At 60.6% G+C, this 20,235-nt stretch carries 19 protein-coding genes; 4 read left to right on the forward strand and 15 right to left on the reverse strand.

What is annotated here, in order from left to right; translation table 11 throughout:
- Positions 1 to 29 precede the first annotated feature (29 nt).
- A complete protein-coding gene (locus BEN47_RS08175; RefSeq protein WP_070727079.1) occupies positions 30 to 599 on the forward strand; it encodes a hypothetical protein in 570 nt (189 codons plus the stop codon).
- Positions 600 to 675: 76 nt separating this feature from the next.
- Here the strand turns inward: BEN47_RS08175 and BEN47_RS08180 are convergent, their stop codons facing one another.
- The 4 genes from BEN47_RS08180 to pckA all read right to left on the reverse strand — a co-directional run bounded on the left by BEN47_RS08180 (position 676) and on the right by pckA (position 4,526).
- The gene (locus BEN47_RS08180) at positions 676 to 1,338 is read right to left on the reverse strand and encodes a DUF4159 domain-containing protein (RefSeq protein WP_083322252.1); all 663 of its coding nucleotides are present in this window, start codon (positions 1,336 to 1,338) and stop codon (positions 676 to 678) included.
- A 142-nt stretch (positions 1,339 to 1,480) separates the two neighbouring features.
- Positions 1,481 to 1,867: a response regulator gene (locus BEN47_RS08185; protein ID WP_070727081.1), complete on the reverse strand. Its 387-nt coding sequence runs from the start codon at positions 1,865 to 1,867 to the stop codon at positions 1,481 to 1,483.
- A 63-nt stretch (positions 1,868 to 1,930) separates the two neighbouring features.
- Entirely contained in the window at positions 1,931 to 2,632 is a 702-nt protein-coding gene (locus BEN47_RS08190) for a 16S rRNA (uracil(1498)-N(3))-methyltransferase (RefSeq protein WP_070727082.1), read from the reverse strand.
- A 259-nt stretch (positions 2,633 to 2,891) separates the two neighbouring features.
- Entirely contained in the window at positions 2,892 to 4,526 is a 1,635-nt protein-coding gene (gene pckA, locus BEN47_RS08195; protein WP_070727084.1) for a phosphoenolpyruvate carboxykinase (ATP), read from the reverse strand.
- A gap of 231 nt (positions 4,527 to 4,757) precedes the next feature.
- Here pckA and BEN47_RS08200 point away from each other — a divergent pair, with 231 nt between their 5' ends.
- Positions 4,758 to 5,693, forward strand: coding sequence for an AraC family transcriptional regulator (locus BEN47_RS08200; RefSeq protein ID WP_070727086.1), 936 nt, complete (start codon positions 4,758 to 4,760; stop codon positions 5,691 to 5,693).
- A gap of 189 nt (positions 5,694 to 5,882) precedes the next feature.
- Positions 5,883 to 7,454, forward strand: a complete 1,572-nt coding sequence (locus tag BEN47_RS08205; protein ID WP_070727087.1) for a peptide MFS transporter — start codon at positions 5,883 to 5,885, stop codon at positions 7,452 to 7,454.
- A 477-nt stretch (positions 7,455 to 7,931) separates the two neighbouring features.
- On the opposite strand, the gene groL is transcribed toward BEN47_RS08205, so the two are convergent.
- From groL to BEN47_RS08245, 9 genes are all read right to left on the reverse strand, one after another.
- Positions 7,932 to 9,578 carry a chaperonin GroEL gene (gene groL / locus BEN47_RS08210; protein WP_070727089.1) on the reverse strand — a complete coding sequence of 549 codons (1,647 nt, stop codon included), beginning with the start codon at positions 9,576 to 9,578 and terminating at the stop codon, positions 7,932 to 7,934.
- A gap of 53 nt (positions 9,579 to 9,631) precedes the next feature.
- Positions 9,632 to 9,922, reverse strand: a complete 291-nt coding sequence (gene groES, locus BEN47_RS08215) for a co-chaperone GroES (protein WP_035563022.1) — start codon at positions 9,920 to 9,922, stop codon at positions 9,632 to 9,634.
- A gap of 235 nt (positions 9,923 to 10,157) precedes the next feature.
- On the reverse strand, positions 10,158 to 10,553 hold the full coding sequence (gene secG, locus BEN47_RS08220; RefSeq protein ID WP_070727091.1) for a preprotein translocase subunit SecG: 396 nt from the start codon (positions 10,551 to 10,553) through the stop codon (positions 10,158 to 10,160).
- A 27-nt stretch (positions 10,554 to 10,580) separates the two neighbouring features.
- Positions 10,581 to 12,050, reverse strand: coding sequence for a DUF8458 domain-containing protein (locus tag BEN47_RS08225; RefSeq protein WP_070727093.1), 1,470 nt, complete (start codon positions 12,048 to 12,050; stop codon positions 10,581 to 10,583).
- Between the two features lie 192 nt (positions 12,051 to 12,242).
- Positions 12,243 to 12,716 carry an LptE family protein gene (locus BEN47_RS08230; protein ID WP_070727095.1) on the reverse strand — a complete coding sequence of 158 codons (474 nt, stop codon included), beginning with the start codon at positions 12,714 to 12,716 and terminating at the stop codon, positions 12,243 to 12,245.
- 85 nt (positions 12,717 to 12,801) lie between these two features.
- On the reverse strand, positions 12,802 to 14,091 hold the full coding sequence (locus tag BEN47_RS08235) for a sigma-54 interaction domain-containing protein (protein ID WP_070727096.1): 1,290 nt from the start codon (positions 14,089 to 14,091) through the stop codon (positions 12,802 to 12,804).
- Between the two features lie 31 nt (positions 14,092 to 14,122).
- Positions 14,123 to 14,497, reverse strand: a complete 375-nt coding sequence (locus BEN47_RS20900) for a hypothetical protein (protein WP_125921578.1) — start codon at positions 14,495 to 14,497, stop codon at positions 14,123 to 14,125.
- Positions 14,498 to 14,511: 14 nt separating this feature from the next.
- A complete protein-coding gene (miaB, locus tag BEN47_RS08240; protein ID WP_070727098.1) occupies positions 14,512 to 15,951 on the reverse strand; it encodes a tRNA (N6-isopentenyl adenosine(37)-C2)-methylthiotransferase MiaB in 1,440 nt (479 codons plus the stop codon).
- 191 nt (positions 15,952 to 16,142) lie between these two features.
- A complete protein-coding gene (locus BEN47_RS08245; RefSeq protein WP_070727100.1) occupies positions 16,143 to 16,493 on the reverse strand; it encodes a winged helix-turn-helix transcriptional regulator in 351 nt (116 codons plus the stop codon).
- A 107-nt stretch (positions 16,494 to 16,600) separates the two neighbouring features.
- Between BEN47_RS08245 and BEN47_RS08250 the strand changes: the two genes are divergently transcribed.
- Entirely contained in the window at positions 16,601 to 17,233 is a 633-nt protein-coding gene (locus BEN47_RS08250) for an NAD(P)-dependent oxidoreductase (protein WP_070727128.1), read from the forward strand.
- Between the two features lies 1 nt (position 17,234).
- Here the strand turns inward: BEN47_RS08250 and pabB are convergent, their stop codons facing one another.
- Complete coding sequence (pabB, locus tag BEN47_RS08255; RefSeq protein ID WP_239691542.1) at positions 17,235 to 18,536, reverse strand: aminodeoxychorismate synthase component I; 1,302 nt, start codon at positions 18,534 to 18,536, stop codon at positions 17,235 to 17,237.
- 68 nt (positions 18,537 to 18,604) lie between these two features.
- On the reverse strand, positions 18,605 to 20,188 hold the full coding sequence (locus tag BEN47_RS08260; RefSeq protein WP_083322254.1) for a tetratricopeptide repeat protein: 1,584 nt from the start codon (positions 20,186 to 20,188) through the stop codon (positions 18,605 to 18,607).
- Between the last annotated feature and the right edge of the window lie 47 nt (positions 20,189 to 20,235).

Consider the following 20,235-nt stretch of genomic DNA (forward strand, 5'->3'; position numbering starts at 1 on the left):
GTAGCCCCACCATTCCGTACCTTCCATTAATGGATGAACTCAAAACCCTGGTTTGGATTCTGCTAGCCATCGGCGCATTTGTGTACCGTATGGTGAAAAAGGTGCAGGAAAACAGCGCGCGTGAAAGCCGCGAGCGGCCCACGCGGCCCGCTGGCAGTGTGGTGCCGGGCTTGCCCACGGCCAGCTTTCAGGAGCTACTGCAGCAAATGCAGGCCCGCAACGCACCCGTGCCAGCTGCGCCGGCCCCGCAGAAGGCCCCCGTGGCTCCCCTAGCGCCGGCTGCGCGCACGCTGGGCGGGCGCCTGATGCCCCGCGAAATTGCCCGTCCCACGTTTTCGAAGGAGCGCGTCGCGGTGCGTCAGGCCTCACTGGAGGCTCCGGCTACTGCCCGTTCGCGTGGGTTTACGCCATCGGTGGTGGTCCGCCGAGCGTCGGAGCAGCCACGGGCTTATACCGAAGCGTTGCCGGAATTCAACCGGCAGGGTGCTGCCACCGGCTCGGCCGCGCCGCTGAACGAAACCGTGCGCCAGATGCTCCGGCAGCCCGAGGGGGTGCGGGCGGCGTTTGTGCTCAGCGAGATTTTCCAGCGCAAGTACTAGCCGCGCACTCCGCCGCTACGGGCGAGCAGCGGCCCATGCCGATAGAAATACAACTGCATTTGGGTAGGCGCCGGAGTTAATCCTGGGTGAGGGCGTACGCCACCAGGTTGGCGCCCATGCGCAGGGCGGCATCGTGCGCGGCGGGGGTGTCTTCGGGGTAGGTGCCGAGGTCTTCCCAGCCGTTGCCCAGGTCGCATTCGTAGCTATAGAAGCACACCAGCCGGCCTTTGTAGAGCAGGCCGAAGCCCTGCGCGCGCTTTCCGTCGTGCTCGTGTACTTTGGGCAGGCCCCGCGGAAAATCAAATTTCTGGTGGTAGATGGGGTGGGAGAAGGGCAGCTCCACGAATTCGAGCTCGGGAAAAACCTTCTTCATCTCGGGCCGGATGAATTTATCCAGCCCGTAGTTGTCATCGATGTGCAAAAAACCGCCCCCGGTGAGGTAGCGGCGCAGGTTTTTCGCTTCGGCCGCGGTGAAGGTCACGTTGCCGTGGCCGGTCATGTGGACGAAGGGGTAGGTGAGCAGTTCGGGCGCGTCGAGCTCAACGGTCGCTTCTTCGGGGGCGATGTTGGTTTTGAGCGTCTGGTTGCAGTACTGGATAAGGTTGGGCAAGGACGTTTTGTTGGCGTACCAGTCGCCGCCCCCGCCGTAGTGCAGCTTGGCAATGCGGAAGCTGTAGGAGGCCGGGCCAGCGGAAGTGCTGACGAGCAGGGCAACCAAAAGGAACAGGTTTTTGAGCATAGAGCAGGTGGGCGGTTTCAACAGCCGCAGGCAAAGTAAAAGCGAGGCGGCGGAAGTTGGTTCCCTGGGCCGCATCAGGTACCCCGCGCCCACCGCCAAGTTGCGCGCGGCCACTCGCCTGCCTACAAGCCCGCCGCAGCCGTCAGGTTGCAGCCAGCTGCAGGAGTTTTTGCTTCAGCTCAGTAAAGTCAATGGGCTTTAGCAGGAAGCCGCTGGCGCCGAGGTGCATGGCCTGGCTGTAGCTTTCGTCATCGCCGTAGGCCGTAATTATCATCACGGTGGGCGGCGGGTTGGGGTGGTCCTGCTTGATGTGCCGTAGCAGCTCCAGCCCGCTCATGCCCGGCATGTCGATGTCGGATAAGATGAGTACGACTTCGGAATAGCGCGCCTCATCGAGCAGGTAGTGTAGGGCCTGCTCGCCCGAAAATGCAAAGGCAAACGAAAACACCCCTTCGCGGATTTCACGCCGAAAGCGCTGCTCGAACAGCAAACGGACGTCTGCTTCGTCGTCCACAACGAGGATTTTCATTATACCGAATACGTGTTGATGTAATGGTTATGGAATATGTGCGCCTTGCCGCGTGCCCGCCGCCTACCGCTCCCGGCTCAGGTGCACAGTGAAGGCGGCGGCCAGCGCAGCCGTTTCGGTGCGGAGCCGGGATGCGCCCAGCGTCACGGGCCGAATGCCGCGCTCCCGCGCTTGAACAATCTCGGCTGGCGTGAAATCTCCTTCCGGGCCAATGAGCACGCAGCAGCCCGCGCCCGTAGCGGCCACATTGGAGAGGGCGGTGCGCTCGTCATCGGCCAGGTGGGCAATGTAGGCTGTATCGGGCGTCACATGCTTCAGAAAATCAGCGTAGTCGGTGAGCTCATCGAGCTGCGGCAGCCAGGCCTGGCCCGATTGCTTCATGGCGCTGATGGCTATTTTCTCCAGCCGCTCCAGCTTCAGCTCGCGGCGCTCGGAGCGGGCGCAGCGCAGGAAGGTGATGCGCTCGACGCCGACTTCCACCGCCTTCTCCACGAACCACTCCATGCGGTCGAGGTTTTTGGTGGGAGCCACGGCGATGTGGGTGAAATAGGGCCGGGGTGCTACGGTTTCCTGATGGGTGATGCGCAGCTGGCAGCGCTTGGGGTTGGCATCGGCCACGGCCGCCGCGTAACGACTGCCGCGGCCGTCGAGCAGCTCCACGGCATCGCCGGCGCCGAGGCGCAGCACGCGCACGGCGTGCTTGCTTTCGTCTTCGGGTAGGGTGTAGGCAGTGCCGCTAAGCTCGGGCGCGTAAAAAGTGTGCATGGGGCAAAGTACGGGCGGAAGGCGTTATGTTCAGGTGACTTTACAGTTGGAGCTGTATTACTTGGTGTGAGAAAATAACGCTCAATTGGAAATCATTCTGTGATGAGAGATTATTCTTTGTTGGCTTGCCGGAACGCATATCTCGAGAATATTAATCTCGCAACGCTCCCCATTAACACACATGGCTGGATGATTATTTAAAATACAAAAGCCCCATCAGCTGCAGCTGATGGGGCTTTTTGGTGACTAACGAGTGGCGTTACCCTACCTCAGCGGCTACTGCTACTTTGGGGGCGCCGGCCAGAATTTCTTCATTGGCGAAGTCCGCGTATTTCTTGAAGTTCTCCACGAATTTCTCGGCCAGCGAGGCGGCCGTTTTGTCGTAGGCGGCTTTGTCGGCCCAGGTGTTGCGCGGGTCCAGGATTTCGGTGGGCACGCCGGGCACGGCGCCGGGCACGGCCATTCCAAAGATGGGGTGCTTGGTGAACTTCACCTGGTCTAGTTGACCGTTGAGGGCGGCCGTAATCATGCCGCGGGTATAGCCCAGCTTCATGCGGTGGCCAGTGCCGTAGCTGCCGCCGGTCCAACCGGTGTTGATGAGCCAGACGTTGATGTCGGGATTTTCGTCCATTTTCTTGCCCAGCATTTCCGCGTACTTGGTGGGGTGCAGAGGCAGGAACACGGCGCCGAAGCAGGCCGAGAACGTGGTCTGCGGCTCGGTTACGCCCATTTCGGTGCCGGCCACCTTGGCGGTGTAGCCCGACATGAACAGGTACATGGCGTGGCTTTTGTCGAGCTTGCTGATGGGAGGCAGCACGCCGAAGGCGTCGGCGGTAAGGAAGAAAATGTTCTTCGGCGCATCGGCCACCGACGGCTCAATGGCGTTGTCGATGAAGTTGATGGGGTAGGCGGTGCGGGTGTTTTCCGTCACCGACTTGTTGGCGTAGTCCACGGTGTGAGTGCCGGGGATGAAGCGGGTGTTTTCCACAATGGAGCCGAAGCGGATGGCGTCCCAAATCTGGGGCTCCTTTTCCTGGCTCAGGTCAATCACCTTGGCATAGCAGCCGCCTTCAAAGTTGAAGATGCCGGCCTCGGGCGTCCAGCCGTGCTCGTCGTCGCCGATGAGGCCGCGGTTGGGGTCGGCCGAAAGGGTGGTTTTGCCCGTGCCCGAGAGGCCGAAGAAGATGGCCGTGTCACCGGATTCGCCCACGTTGGCCGAGCAGTGCATGGGCAGCGTCTCGCGCTCGTGGGGCAGCAGGTAGTTCAGCACGCCGAAAATACCCTTTTTCATCTCGCCAGCGTAGCCCGTGCCACCAATGAGAATCATCTTCTTGGTGAAGTTCAGGATGGCGAAGTTGGGCTGGCGGGTGCCGTCCACGGCCGGGTCGGCTTCGAAGCCGGGAGCGCAGATGATGCTGAAGTCGGGCAGCCAGCTGGTGTCCGCACCCTCGGCGGGGCGTAGGAACATGTTGTAGCAGAACAGGTTGTGCCAGGCCTGCTCGTTCACGATGCGCAGCTTGAGCTGGTAGTCGGGGTTGGAGCCGGCGTAGGCTTCGCGCACGTACAGCTCTTTGTCGGCCAGGTAGGCTACCATTTTCTGGTGCAGCTGGTCGAATTTATCCGCCTCGAAGGGAATGTTGATATCGCCCCACCACACGCTGTTTTCGGTATTGGCGTCCTTCACCACAAACCGGTCTTTGGGCGAGCGGCCGGTGAACTTACCGGTGTCGGCCATCAGGGCACCGGTGTCGGTGAGGTGGCCCTCACCGTTGCGCAGGGCGTGCTCAATGAGCTCGGCAGGCGTCAAATTGAGGTGGACGGTAGCCGTTTCGTTGAAGCCCAAGGCCTGCAAACGATTGGGGGAGTCGGAGGCAAGTGTGGAAGGTTCTTGCATGGCAATTGTGGTGTTGGGTGGGAATTCCCGTGAGTGAGGGTACAAAGGTAGAATTATTCAGCCCAATGGCAGTGAAACAATTCATTTGTTTAACGGGACAAATTAAACCATGTCTGGTTTCTCAGTTATTTTTAAGGCCTCAAGCCACGGCAGCAAGCCAACTGAGACCCTTGTGGTTTTGTTCGGGCCCCTGTTTTGGTTTGCTTTGTCCCTGCCCCAACCGTCAGTTCGATGACCTCCAACATCGCCAGCTACAATGGCATTTACGGCGATAGCAAGGCGCGGCTTTCGCACGATTATCTCCAAAGCCAGCTCATCGTGCCGCGCCAGCGCCTCCACGACTGGGGCCTGAGGCCGCACCTGCACGAAAACCTGTTCCAACTGTTTTTCCTGGAAGCGGGCCGCGCGGCCTTCGAAGCCCCGGAGGTGGTGGAGCTGGTCACGCCGTGTTTGGTCATCATTCCGGCCAACACCGTGCACGGCTTCACGTTCAGCCCGCAGGTGAAAGGCCGTACCCTTACGCTCTCCGAGGCATTGCTCGACACCATTCTGCAGGCCACTCCCGGCGTGCTGGTCGAGCTAAACAGTGTGCACATTCTCTCCGACTTCAACTCCGAAGTAACCTTTGCCGACCTGCAGGCCCTGGAGCAGCAGATTCACGAAGAAATCTATTCGGAGCTGCCCGGCAAACAGCTCGCGCTTAACGGCTATTTCAAGCTGCTTTTCGTGAAGATATTCCGGCTGCTGCACCACAACCGCCGCAAGGAAGAAAGCCCCAACCGCGCCTTGCACTACTTCCGCGAGTTTCAGAAAGCCATTGCGCGGACGGCTCCGTTCGAGAAAAAAATCTCGGAATTTGCTCAGGAGCTCAAGATTACCCAGGTCCACCTCAACCGCATCTGCCAGGCCGTGAAGGGCAAAACGGCCCAGCAGATTGTGCAGGCCCACACCATTCGCAAGGCCCACAATTACCTGTTATACACTTCGCTTTCGGTGGCCGAAATTGCCTACGAGCTGCAGTTCGTCGACCCCGGCTATTTCACCCGGTTCTTCCGCAAGCAAACCGGCCTTTCGCCCGGCTCCTACCGGGCCAAAGCCTACCGGAGCGACTCCGTGGCGCATAATTCGGATGAACGCTCCTTGGCGCGTTCAATCGTTGGGCGATGACCCGTTTGGGCGCTGACACGTTAAGGCCGCCGGCCGCCGGGGCCCGGTTCAACGATTGAACGCGCCAAGGCGCGTCCCTACGATAATGGCAAAACTTTCCTAGATTTACCGTGCCCGTACTGCACTGATTCGCATTCAGGGCCTCATTTCCCACCAGTTGCCTTCTCATTTCCCACTCTAATTTCGCTTATGCAACCACTTTCTGCCCAGTCCGGGCAACCGCTTTCCGCGGACTCCACGAGCCACCCCCGCGGGCTATACCTGCTGTTCGCCACCGAAATGTGGGAGCGGTTCAGCTACTATGGCATGCGGGCCGTGCTGGTGCTGTTTCTCACCAAGGCCATGATGATGGACAAAGCCTTCGCGTCCAAATTCTACGGCGGCTATACTAGTCTGGTGTACCTCACGCCGCTCATCGGCGGCTTCATTTCGGACCGGTACTGGGGCAACCGCCGCTCCATTATCACGGGTGGTTTGCTGATGGCGCTGGGCCAGTTCACACTGTTTTTCTGCGCTTCCAACTATGGCCCGGTCGAGTCCCACGCCCTCAGCCACTGGCTGCTGTACCTGGGCCTGGGCGTGATGATTGTGGGCAATGGCTTCTTCAAACCCAATATTTCGTCGATGGTGGGCACGCTCTACAGTGCCACCGATAAGCGCAAGGACGCCGCTTACACCATCTTCTATATGGGCATCAACCTGGGTTCCTTCATCGGCAACACCATCACCAGCCTCATCGGCGATACCGGCAACCCTTCGGACTTCCGCTGGGCTTTCCTGGCCTGCGGCATTGCCATGCTGCTGGGCACGGTGGTGTTCAACTGGGGCAAAGACAAGTACCTGCACACGCCCACCGGCGAGCAAGTGGGCCTTACGCCCGTGCAGTCGGGCGGTATCATGGGCGTGTACGCGCTGCTTCCGGTACTGCTGGCTTTGATTCTGGGCATTCTGTGGCTCGATTCGGCCAAGTTCCCCACCATCGCCCCGCTGTTGGGCGTTGCCGTGTTGGGTATTTCCTACATGATTTTCAGCGATAAGTCGTTGAGCGGGGCCGATGTAAAAGGCATCATGGTTATTTTCATCGTGTCGTTCTTCGTGGTGTTTTTCTGGGCGGCTTTCGAGCAGGCCCCGGCTTCGCTCACCTTCTTCGCCGATGAGCAGATGGACCGCACCATCTTCGGCTATACCCTGCCGGCCAGTATCTTCCAGAACCTGAACGCCATTTTCGTGGTAATCGGCGCCCCGCTCATGGCCATGGTCTGGACGGCATTGGGCCGCCGCGGCGCCGAGCCGCCGTCCCCCCTCAAAATGTCCATTGGCCTGGCTTTCCTGGCTGCCGGCTACCTGGTGATGTGCTTCGGGGTGAACAACCTGCAGCCCGGTGTGAAGGTGAGCATGTTCTTCCTCGTGGCGCTGTACTTCCTGCACTCCGTGGGCGAGCTGTGTCTCTCACCCATCGGCCTGTCGCTGGTGAATAAGCTGGCCCCGGTCAAATTTGCCTCCCTGCTGATGGCCGTGTGGTTCCTCGCCAACGCCGCCGCCAACTACCTCGCCGGCTACATGAGCAGCCTCTATCCCGACCCCGCTTCCACCGGTCCCGCGCCGCAGTTGTTGGGCTTCCAAATCAACAACCTTTACGATTTCTTCATGGTGTTCGTAGTATCGGCAGCCGCAGCGGCAATCATCCTCTTCCTCCTCAGCGGCAAGCTGGCCAAAATGATGGACGCCCGCAACTACCCCGCGCCTACGCCTCAGGCGTAAGTAGCGAGGTGCTGAAAAAAGAAGCCCTGTCGCGCAAGCGGCAGGGCTTCTTTTTTTGAAAATGTGCTGGTGGCAACCTCACTTGTGCTGGCCGCAGTTTATCGCGCAGCGCGTAACTGCGAGCCTTCAGGTAAAAGCGAGTTTGTAACTCGCCGCCGGGCCAGATGGCGCGGCCCTCCATGGCAGCCACACGGCCATGAGTCACAGACTCACCTTACTACAGGCGCGCAGTTACGCGCTGCGCGCTAAACTGCGGCCAGCATAAAACCTCACCCCCTGACCCCCTCTCCAAAAAAGAGGGGGCACCGGATTTGCTCCTGGTATTTTCGGTTGAAGACTCATCCTCACGAACCGGTGCCCCCTCTTTTTTGGAGAGGGGGTCAGGGGGTGAGGTTGACGCCAACCCACAAAAAAGCCCCGCCGACATTTGCCGGCGGGGGCTTTTGTATTCTCACAGCAGGGCTGCAAGCAGCTTGATTACATCATGCCGCCCATGCCACCCATACCGCCCATGCCGCCGTCGCCGTGGCTATGGCCAGCATCTTTGGGCTCAGGCTCATCCGAAATCACGGCTTCGGTCGTCAGCAACAGGCCGGCGATGGAAGCAGCGTTTTCGAGAGCCAGACGGGTCACCTTGGTGGGGTCGATGATACCAGCGGCCACCAAGTTCTCGTACCGGTCTTCGCGGGCATTGTAACCGAAGTCACCGCTGCCTTCGCGCACCTTCTGCACTACCACCGAGCCTTCGCCACCGGCGTTCTGCACGATGCAGCGCAGGGGCGCCTCAAGGGCCGTGCGGATGATGTTCACGCCGGTGCGCTCGTCAGCATTGCGGGTATCTACCGCGGCCAATGACTCCAGGGCACGCACCAGGGCTACACCGCCGCCGGGTACCACGCCTTCCTCAACGGCGGCGCGGGTGGCGTGCAGGGCATCGTCAACCCGGTCTTTCTTCTCTTTCATCTCCACCTCGGTGCTGGCACCAATGTAAAGAATAGCCACGCCGCCGCTCAACTTAGCGAGGCGCTCCTGCAGCTTCTCCTTGTCGTAGTCCGACGTGGTAGTCTCCATCTGCGCCTTAATCTGGCTGATGCGGCCGGTGATGGCCTCTTTCGAGCCCTTGCCGTTCACGATGGTCGTGTTATCCTTGTCGATGATGATTTTCTCAGCCGTACCGAGGTACTCCAAGGTAGCGTTTTCGAGCTTGTAGCCCTGCTCTTCGCTGATAACGGTACCGCCCGTGAGGGTAGCAATGTCTTCTAGCATGGCCTTGCGGCGGTCGCCGAAGCCGGGAGCCTTTACGGCCGCGATTTTCAGCGAGCCGCGCAGCTTGTTCACCACCAGGGTAGCAAGGGCTTCGCCGTCCACGTCTTCTGAGATGATAACTAGGGGCTTGCCGGTCTGAAGCACTTGCTCCAACACGGGCAGCAACTCCTTCATGGTGCTCACCTTCTTGTCGTAGATGAGAACGTAAGGCGAGTCAAACTCAACCTCCATTTTCTCGGGGTTGGTCACGAAGTAAGGGGAGAGGTAGCCGCGGTCAAACTGCATGCCTTCCACCGTTTTAACTTCGGTTTCGGTGCCACGCGCTTCTTCCACGGTGATAACGCCTTCCTTGCCCACTTTCTCCATGGCATCGGCAATCATCTGGCCGATTTCGGCGTCGTTGTTGGCCGAGATAGTACCTACCTGGGCAATTTCTGCCGAGTTCTCAATCTTCTTGGACTGCGACTTCAGGTTGGCAACAACGGCGATTACCGCCTTGTCGATGCCGCGCTTCAGGTCCATCGGGTTGGCACCGGCGGCCACGTTCTTCGAGCCGGCCGTGTAGATGGCCTGGGCCAATACCGTCGCGGTCGTGGTACCGTCGCCAGCCTGGTCGGCCGTCTTGGATGCCACTTCCTTCACGAGCTGAGCGCCCATGTTCTCGATGGGGTCACGCAGCTCAATTTCCTTGGCTACGGTCACGCCGTCCTTGGTGATGGAGGGCGCACCAAATTTCTTGTCGATAATGACGTTGCGGCCTTTCGGGCCCAGGGTCACTTTCACGGCGTTCGCCAGTTTGTTTACACCGGCCTGCAAGCGGGCGCGGCCTTCGGTGTCGAATTGGATGTTCTTAGCCACTTTGGGAGGGGAATTAAGAATTAATGATTAGGAATTAGGAATTTTCGACGGGCCTAAAGCACCGCGAAAATGTCCGACTCGCGCATGATGAGCAGGTCTTCGCCGTCAACGGTTATTTCGGTGCCGGCGTACTTGCCGTACAGCACCTGGTCGCCTACCTGAACCTGGGGCTTGATGAGCGAGCCGCTGTCAGCGGTTTTACCTTCGCCTACGGCTACAACTTCACCGCGCTGGGGTTTCTCCTTGGCCGTGTCGGGGATGATGATACCGGATTTGGTTTTCTCCTCGGCGGCGGCGGCGCGTACAATGACGCGGTCGGCCAGCGGTTTCATGCTAAGTGCCATTCTGTGTGTGTTTGGGTTGAGTTGGATGAAAAATCAGCGTTCACGCCCCAGTGACACTTCCCGTGCCAGCCCCGTAAACCTGACAAAATGGGCAGTTTTTGGAACCAATGAGTGGCAGAATTGGCGGATAACAGCTGGTACCTTGGCTAATCAGCCAGTTCGGCCAAGCGCAAAAAAGCCGGTGGCTCCCTCAGGAACCACCGGCTTTTTCGGTAGTGTAGCGCAAAAAGTGCCGCTATTTTTGAACTGGCGTAGCTGCCGGGGCCGGCTGTGCGGGGGTGGTGGCAGGAGCCGTAGCGCCACCCGGGGCGGCAGCCGGTGCACCAGGAGCGGGGGCCGGAGCCGGCAGGCGGGTTTCCAATGCACGCTGCTGGTTGATGCTGCGCACGGGGCCGGAAGTAGTGCCCGTAATCATGTGCGTGCCAAGCGACAATACCACCAGGCCAATGGCAAAGCCCCAGGTGAGCTTTTCGAGCAGGTCGCCGGTGCGCTTCACGCCCATCATGCTGGCGGCGCCGCCACCGGCACCGAACTGGCTGGAGAGTCCGCCACCCTTGGGATTTTGGGCCAGCACCACCAGGGCCAGCAGGAAGCACACGATAAGAATCAGAACGATGATGGCAATGTACATGACGAACAAAAAAGCTGAAAAGACGAATTACGCCGGGGGTTGCAATTGTTGGATTTGGGCCGCAAAGTACGCCATTTTTTCCGGCTGTCTCACCATGAGCTTTTCATAAATCTCAATGGCGCGGGCCGTTTTGCCCTGTCGCACGAGGATGCGGGCCAGACTGTCGGACACCAGGTCGGCTTCCGGGCGGGTGCTGCGCACGCTCAGGTCGGCCTGGGCGCCGGCCGTAGGCGGCAGCATGGCGGGGCGCGTGAGGCGGGGCTGGCGGCGCAGAAAATTGTTGATGAGGTCAAGCGACGAGGGCAGCGCCGGCACCGGCGGGCAATGCGTGGCCCAGTGGTCGAGCAGGAGTGGGTCGGGCTCGAAAAAAGTGCCCGCAGGTGGGAGCGGCATGGCCGGTGGCTGGGCCGCAGCCATTGCATCGGCGTCAGAAGTGGTGGGCATGGCCTTTTCCGCCAATAGGTTCAGTAGCTGCATGGACAAGCCCAGGCGGCTGCTTTCGCCAAAGCCGTAGCCAATGGATTCATCGCCGGTGAAAGCCGCGGGAGTGAGTGCCGCATAGGTCGCGTCGGGAGCAAGTTGGGCCAGTGCTTCCGGGATGGCTTCCAGGCTCCCCAGGCTGCGCGTGACCGCTGAGGCCGCCCATTCGTCAACCAATCCGGGCAGCTCGTAAGTGGGCGAAGCCGGCGGCGCCACTTCGGCCAAGCCAAACTCAAAGCGGGCCTCCCCAACTTCCACCGGCGGGCGAATGGCGGGGGCTTGCGCGGGTAAATCTTCTTCAACTGCGGCCTCCTCAGCGGGTACAATCTCCTGCACCGGCTCAGCCGCCAGAATTTCAATGCCTTCTACATCAAGCAGCAGCGAAGAATCCGGTTGCTCTACAACGGGCGATACTTCGGCTTCGGGCACCGCTTCAGGCGTTGTTTCGCTTTCCCCTTCTGAGTGTTTTGGTAAGCCGATTTCTTTGGCCTGGGGCAACTCAACTGCGGGGAGCGGGGCAGGAACTGTGGCTGCAACAGGCTCCGGGGCCATGGTAACCGGTGCGGGCGCCACTAGGGGGGCCTCCTTTTCCTGCACCGCAGCCAATACGGCGGGGGGCGCGGTAGCCTCCGGTGCCGCTTCTGGCACTACTGTTTCTGAAATAACCGCTTCCGGAAGAGCTGGTACCGGTGGCAAAGGCTGCGGGGCGGCCGGGGGCGCAACCTCAACAGCAAGGGATGGTGCTGCAACCGGAGCAGGCGGCGCTGTCTCAACGGCAATTGGGTCTATCTGCTCAATCAGGCGCCGGAGGAGGGTGCGGTCGGCTGCGTAGGTGGCAGCGCGGCGCAGGCGCTGGCCGGCCAGCATGGTGCCTTGGTCGTGGGCCGCTTTGGCCAGCAGCAAATGGGCCGTTTGGCAGTAGGGGAAGGCCTGCGCCAGCTGTTCGAGTTCGCGCACTTCCGCCAAACCGATGGCCGAAGTATGGTCAAGAACGTGGAGAAGCGTGGCGCGGGTCACGGGAAAAACAGCAGCGAGTGAGAGAACCAGACGCAGGAGACGATTCCTAAATCAGCGGCTCCGAACGGATTATCGGGGCGCAACATTACGCTAATTTACGCAAACGCCCGCGGTGTTACCGCCGTGTTTACCCTTATTTATCCCCCAATCAGCGAATAATAGTGCCGCGCTGCCGCCCAACGCATTCGGCGATTACCAGTTAGCTACCGACTTGTTGAAGATGTCGGTAATGATTTTATTGGTGGTGGTCCGCACCGCGTTGGGGTCGCTGTTGATGGTGGCGATGTTCCGGCCAGCCCCGTAGTCATCAAAATTCTGGAAGATTTGCTCGAAGCTCTGCTTGTCGTCCTTGGTGTTGGTAAAGCGGATTTTGACCTGAATGGTGAGGCGGTTGGAGCCGGCCTGGTCGATGCCGTCTACTTTCTGAATGGATGCCGGAGCGAAATCATACGCCACCACGTTGCCATCAAATTGCAAGTCGCCGTCGCGGGGCACCAGCTTGAGGTTTGTGTTGCGTTGGAAATAGTCCTTCAAGTCCTCGGTGAAGCGCTGGGTGAGGAAGGCCGGCCCATTGGGCGCATTATTCTGGATGGTACCAATAGAGACGGTCCGGATAGTGGGGTCGATGTTGGTGCCGTTGAAGGAATAGATGCCGCACCCGCTCATTGCGAAGCTGATAGCTATTAGCTGATAGCTGATAGCCCTTCTCAAAAAGCTAACAGCTAATAGCTGACAGCTATCAGCTAAAAACCTACACTTGCTCCAGGTCATACTGCTTCAGTTTACGGTACAGCGTGCGTTCCGAAATCCCCAGGTCGTGGGCGGCATACTTGCGCTTGTTGTTGTGCTTCTTTAACGCCTTGAGTATCATCTCGCGTTCCTTCACGTCGAGAGAGAGGGTTTCCTCCTCGGTTTCGTGCGGAATGTCTTCCACGGGCGTTTCCTCTTCGTATTCGGAAGCCGGCTCGTTGTTGTAATTGGGCGCGGCCGGGAGGAAGTACTCTGAGGAGTGGTTGCCTTCAAACGTGCCGGCTGGGGCCGTATTGTTGAAGAGGTGGCTGTTTTGACGCAGCAGCTCCTGGGCTTCGTGGGGGCGCTGGCCGGTAGCCAGCTCCAGCACCATTTTCTTCAGGTCCGTCATGTCGCGGCGCATGTCGAACAGGATTTTGTAGAGCAGGTCCCGCTCCGAGTAGCCGGCCGTGGCACTGTCCGGCGCACCCTGGCCCAGCAGCATGGGCAAGCGGCTCACTTGCTCCTGCGGCAGGTAAGGCGCCAGCCGGCGCGCGTCCAGCTCGCGCTCGGTTTCCAGTACCGAAATCTGCTCGGCGATATTCTTCAGCTGGCGGATGTTGCCGGGGAAGCGGAACCGTGTGAGCGCCTGCACCGCATCGGGCAGGAGGGTGATGGGCTTGCTGCGGTAGCGCTCCGCCGAATCGGAAGCGAATTTGCGGAACAGCAGGTAGATGTCCTCGCCGCGCTCGCGCAGCGCCGGCACCGTAATGGGCACCGTGTTGAGCCGGTAGTACAGGTCTTCGCGGAAGGTGCCGGCCTGCACGCGGTCGAGCAGGTTCACGTTGGTGGCCGCCACCACGCGCACGTCGGTCTTCTGCACTTTGCTGGAGCCCACGCGGATGAACTCGCCGTTCTCCAGCACGCGCAGCAGGCGGGCCTGGGTGCCAAGCGGCATCTCGCCGATTTCGTCCAGAAAAATGGTGCCGCCGTTGGTTACTTCAAAGTAGCCTTTGCGGGCCTCATTGGCACCAGTAAACGAACCTTTTTCGTGGCCAAATAGCTCGGAATCAATCGTGCCCTCGGGAATGGCGCCGCAGTTGATGGCAATGAACTGCCCGTGCTTACGCGGCGACAGCGCGTGAATAATCTTCGAAAACGACTCCTTGCCCGACCCGCTTTCGCCGGTAATGAGCACCGTCATATCCGTGGGCGCGACCTGCGCGGCCACCTGGATGGCATAGTTCAGCGCCGGTGCATTGCCAATAATGCCGAACCGGAGCTTGATGGATTGGATTTCTTGGGTGGTCAAGGTGATGATTTTCTACTGGTCGAGGTTTGCTTTACTTAACCATTTCGTTAAAGCGAGGATAGGTAGGTGCGTATTTTATTTTAACTATGTCGCCTACTCTATATCTTGAATCAAGACTGTTGCCTGTATATTTTTCGCTGTTGACAACAAATTGATACGAATAAGTAAACTTGCGAGCGACATTATTATTTGCTAAGTAGTTCTTGTCGTCAATCACTACAGCTTCTGTAATTACTCCTTCGGTGCGTAGATAGTGGCTCCGTATTGCGGAATAGGTAATGACAGCAACCGGAATCCCAGCTAGGAGTAATATAAGAATCAAACATCCTCCTGCAGATTTAAGGAGTCTAATATTTCTCTTCCGTTTACGAACAGGAGCTAATTCTTGGTATTTATTTCGAGCCATTCGGGTATAAGCGGTTACGAAACCACCTCGCCCAGCAACGTGCTGGCCGATGCGCTGTGCACCAGCACATTCACGTAGTCGCCTTTCACGAAGTTCTGACGCGGAAATATCACTACCTGGTTCTGGCTGTTGCGGCCGCTCAAGTGCTCTTTTGAGCGCTTGGAAAAGTTCTCAGCCAGCACGCGGTGCACGCGGCCGATGCCACGCTGGTTGCGCTCGGCGCTGTGCAGCTGCTGCTTATCAATGATTTCCTGGAGGCGGCGCTTCTTGGTTTCGAGCGGAATATCGTCGGCCAGCTTGCGGGCGGCTAGGGTGCCGGGGCGCTCCGAGTAGAAGAACATGTAGGCCATGTCGTAGCGCACGTAGTCCATCAGGCTCATCGTATCCTGGTGCTCGGCTTCGGTCTCGGAGCAGAAGCCCGAAATCATGTCGGAGCTGATGGCGCAGTCGTCGCCCAGAATCCGGCGGATGGCCTGCACCCGCTCCTCGTACCAGGCGCGGTCGTAGGTGCGGTTCATGAGGGCCAGCACGCGCGAGTTGCCGCTCTGGGCGGGCAGGTGGATGAACTTGCAGATGTTGTCGTAGCGCGCCATGGTATGCAGCACCTCATCGGTGATGTCCTTGGGGTGCGAGGTGGAGAAACGCACGCGCAGCTCGGGGCTGATGCGGGCCACTTGCTCCAGCAGCTGGGCGAAGTTGACGTGCTCCCGGCCGTCGGCGCTGGCCCACTTGTAGCTGTCCACGTTCTGGCCCAGCAGCGTTACTTCCTTGTAGCCAGCGGCCACCAAATCAGTGGCCTCGCGCAGAATGCTGTGGGCGTCGCGGCTGCGCTCGCGGCCGCGGGTGAAGGGCACCACGCAAAACGAGCACATGTTGTCGCAGCCGCGCATGATGCTGATGAAGGCCGATACGCCGTTGGAGTTCAGGCGCACCGGCGTGATATCGGCGTAGGTTTCTTCGCGGCTGAGCAGCACGTTCACGCCCTTCTGGCCGCCATCCACCTGGCTGATTAGTTGCGGCAGGTCGCGGTAAGCATCAGGGCCAACAACTAGGTCCACAATTTTCTCTTCTTCCAGAAACTTGCTTTTCAGGCGCTCGGCCATGCAGCCCAGCACGCCCACCAGCAGGCCGGGGTTGCGCTTCTTGTGCGAGTTGATTTGCGAGAGGCGCATGCGCACCGTCTGCTCGGCCTTCTCCCGGATGGAGCAGGTGTTGAGCAACACCAAATCGGCGCTGGCCAGGTCGTCGGTGGTGTCAAATCCTTCGTCGAACAGGATGCTCGACACGATTTCCGAGTCCGAGAAATTCATCTGGCAGCCGTAGCTCTCAATGTAGAGCTTGCGCTGCCGGCCCGTGCGGGTAGCAGCCGTCACGCGGACTTCCCCACTGGGCGTAGCCTCAGAGGTGGCTACTTCTTTGTCTAAAAAATCGAGAGTTAATAAGGCTTGGGACATAGTAGCAGCGCGTTTCAGCGGACCGCAAAGATACGCCTTAACGGGCCAAAATGACAAATTGGCAGGAATAGTGTGCCGGATGAGGAAGGAATAACAGGCGCAAGACCCGGGCTCCGTGCCAATTGCCAATCTGCGGCCCGACAGGTAGCGCGCGACCCCGAGCGGCGCCAGTTTCCCGCACCGGGCCGCTCTCACGGCGTGGCGCGGCCGTTCTGAATGTGCGCGGCGTACACCCGGCCGAACTCGGCCGTGGCCGCCAGCACCGGCAGCGCCTGCTGGCCCAGCGCCGTGAGGTGGTACTCGACGCGGGGCGGCACTTCGCCGTGGTTGGTGCGCACCAGCAGCTCGGCGTTGGCCAGCTGCTTGAGCTGCTGCACCAGCACCTTTTCGCTGATGTCGGGCAGCAGCCGGCGCAGCTCGCCGAAACGCCGCGCGCCGCCCGCCAGCTGGTGCAGCACCAGCAGGCTCCACTTGCCGCCCAGCATGTCGAGGGTGGTGCGGATTGGGCAGCCGGGGGTGATGAGTAGGGGCGTGGCAGTCATACTTACCTGGAGGTGGGTACCGGTAGTTTTGGAGGGTGTGGCAAGGTAGCTACCTTTCGGCTTTCAGGCTCATCTTTTCCTCCGATTTTTCCCTAATCAACGCATTTATGGCCACTCTCGCTCTTTTTGGTGCCTCTGGCAAAACCGGTCAGCAGGTGCTCGCGCAGGCCCTGCGGCAAGGAAGCCACGTCCGGGCCCTGGTGCGGACGCCAGCCAAAATTACCACGCGCGACTTCCGGCTGGAAATCATTGCCGGCGACGTGCTCAACCCCGCCGACGTGGCCCGCACCGTACAGGGCGCCGACGCCGTGGTGAGCGTATTTGGCCAGGTGAAGGGCTCGCCCAAGGACGTGCAGACCGTGGGCACCCGCCACATCGTGGCCGCCATGCGCGCCCACGGCATCCGCCGCATCATCAGCCTCTCGGGCGGCGGCCTGCCCTTCGGCCCCGACCAGCCCAAGCTGGCCGACCGCCTCATCCGTGGCATTATGAAGCTGGTAGTGCCCCAGGTGCTCACCGACGCGGCGGGCCACGCCGAAGTGCTGCAAGCCAGCGGCCTGGACTGGGAAATTGTGCGCGGCCCGCGCCTCACCGACCAGCCTTACACCGGCCAGTACCGCGTGGGCTGGGTGGGCGTGAACGCCAGCACGTCGATAGGCCGGGCCGACCTGGCCGAGTTCATCCTGAAGCAAGTCGACTCCGACGAGTTCGTGGGGCAGATGCCCTTCGTCAGCTATTGATTCAGGGCCCAATGGTGGTGCCCAGTACTTGCAGCAGGGCCGTGGCTTTGAGCAGGCACTCGTCGTATTCGCGCTCCGGGTCCGAGTCGAAGGTGATGGCTGAACCCACCTGGAAGCTGAGGTAGCCCGTGTCCCGGCGGTATTGCAGCGAGCGAATGACCACGTTGAAGTCGAATTCGCCGCCGGGCCCTATGTAGCCCATGCTGCCGCTGTAGAGGCCACGCCGGCTGTTTTCGTAGTGCTCGATGAGTTGCATGGCCCGGATTTTGGGCGCGCCGGTCATCGAGCCCATGGGGAAGGTGGCGCATAGTATTTCTTCCAGGCGCACATTGGGCCGCAGGTCGGCGGTCACCGTCGAAATCATTTGCCAGAGGTGGCGAAAGGGGTAAAGGCCGAAAAGCTCGGGCACGCGCACGCTGCCCGTTTGGGCTACGCGGGCGAGGTCGTTGCGCACCAAGTCCACTATCATCAGGTTTTCGGCGCGCTCCTTTTCGTCGTGCCGTAACGTCTCGCGCTGCTGCGCGTCTTCGGCTGGCGTAGTCCCGCGCCGGATGGTGCCCTTGATGGGCTGCGAAACAATCTGCGTGCCCTGGCGCGACAAAAACCGCTCGGGCGACGCACACAGCAGGAAGTGGTCGTTCCAGCGCACGAAGCCGGCAAAAGGCGCGGGCGAGGCCTCCATCAGCTGCCAAAATACGCTCGTGGGGTCCAGGTCAATGGCTTCGGCATAGAACTCTTGGCACAGGTTCAACTCGTATACCTCGCCGTTCAAGATGTCTTCGCGTATCGCAGCCACTGCCCGCAGGTACTCCGCCTTAAGCAGCCGGGGCCGAACTGCCGGCACCACCGGGAGCGGTGCAAGAGCTACCGTTTGGGCCAGAATTCGGGCCAGCACACCCTCCGTTTCTCCGTGCAGCTCAACCACCTCATCGCGCCAGCAAAGCCAAGTGGTAGGAGTAAAAAAATGCAGCTGCGGCCACTCAAACCCGGCAAAATTCAGGCTGTTTAAAGCTTCAATGTCGTTCTTGACGTCGTAGGTCACAAAGCCACAGCGCGGCGCTGCATTCGGAGCTGATACCTCCATTTCCCCCAATTCCTCCAGTGAGCCCGTACTGGCGCAACCCGCTGGGGCCACCGCCAGCAGGTGCGCAAAAGGTCCATGCGGGTAGTCCAGCCCATTGGGCTCGAAATAGGCGCAATGCGGAAATGCCACTCCCCACTGCAGGGCGCGCTGCCTGAAGTCAGCGGGCAACTCCGCTACCGGAACCGTGAGAAAAGCAGGGGAATCGAGCAAAGCGGACACAGGACAGGGGAAGGCAACGCGCTGCAACGGGCAGCTAATTCAGACAACAAAGCAAGCCGGAGAAGGGCTTAGCGCAGTTCGCGCAAGGCCAGATTGGCCTTGGCATCGGTGCTGTTTTTATACTCGTGCCAGGGGTATTTAAGCGCTTTCGAAAAGCATTCCCGGGCCTTGGGTTTGTTGCCCGCCTGCTGGGCCAGGTAGCCCTGCTGCAGGGCCGCCTGGGGCGCAAAATAGTACGGAGCCTTGGGGCCGGCCACGGTCTGCGTGCGCTCAAAGTAAAACCAGGCCGAGTCGAGCCGGCCCAGGCCCTGGTAGGCGCGGGCCCGGCGGTAGGGCTCCTCAATGCGGTCGCGCCACAGCGTGGTGGGCGTTGCACGAAAGCCGCGCAGCGTGGCCAGGGCCTGGCGGTTGTAGCCCCCGTCTATCTGCAGGCGGGCCCTGGTGAGGACGGGGTGCAGAGCCTGAGCCTGGTGGTAGAAGTGCTGGGCGTAGTTGTCTTCTTCTACATCCGTCGGGCCGGGCTGGTTGATTTGCCGGCGGTAGCGCGCTACGGCCGACGTGGGCTGCCCGCCCAGCCAGGCCGCCAGATAGAGCTTAAAGGCTGCGTCTTTGCGGTAATGCTGCCCCTTGAACTCGCGCAAAAAAGTCAGGTTCTCGCGCTCCGAGGCGCCGTAGTCTCCTTGGTACAGCAGCAGGTCGGCGGCCATGTGGTGTAGGTAAGGCACCGCGAGGTAGCCGGGGCCCGTGGGCCGGGCGCGGTACGCTGCCAGGGCCGCCTCGCCCCGGTGCTGGCGCTTGTTCACGCTCATGAGCAGGTAGGCGAAGAGCAGGTTGTTGGGCTGCTGGGCGGCTAGGCGCTCCGCTAGCCGCAGGCCCTCTTCCGGTTTCTTGTAGTAGCTCTCCCGAATCATGGTGAGGTAAATCAGGCTTTCGGTATGGAAGTCGCTGGGCTGCGCGGCGGCGATGGCCAGGTTTTGCAGGCCGTTCTCCACGCTGGCCGTCAGGCCGAGCAGGCGCAGCAGCCAGTGGTAGCCTTCGGGCAGCGAGCCCACCGCAAACTCGCAGACGCCGAGGGTTTTGCGGGCCGGTGCAAAGGCCGGGTACCGCTGCACCACGCCCTGCATCTGGTGGAAGCCGCTGCGCAGGTGAAACCCGCCCGCTACCAGACGCTTGAACAGCAGCTGGCTAAGGCCCAGATGCAAGGTGATTTCGGCCCGGGCGTAGTCCCGCAGTGCGCTGGCGGGCGCTCGGTCAAGCGCCGTCAAGCGGGCCTCCTGCGCGGCCACCAGTGCATTGTACCGGCTGGCATCCTGCGAGATGAGGAGCTCCACGAAATCGGCGCAGTTGGCTACCAGCAGGGGCGCGGGCGCGGCCGGCGTGCTGGCCAGCTCCTGCCGGAGCAGCTCGCGCGCCGGGCCCAGCCGCAGCTTGAATACCTCTTCATAGGCACGTCGGCTGCCAGGCGTGAGCTGCTCGGCAGCAGCGGCGGCGGGTTGCTTCGCAACGCGGACAACAGGAGCAATGCCGGGGCCGGAAAACGCCGACGTGCCCACGGCCCCCGTCAGGCACAGCAACGCCACGCCCCACCGGCGGGCGGCAGGGGCCAGCCAACGGCGAGGTACTTCCCGGAAAACAGTAGCCAGAATAGCCATGTAGCATTCAACAAAAAAAGGAACGACACCCGGCCGTTCCTTTTTAC

It is taken from the genome of Hymenobacter lapidarius (assembly GCF_001816145.1).
GTDB classification, from domain to species: Bacteria; Bacteroidota; Bacteroidia; order Cytophagales; family Hymenobacteraceae; genus Hymenobacter; species Hymenobacter lapidarius.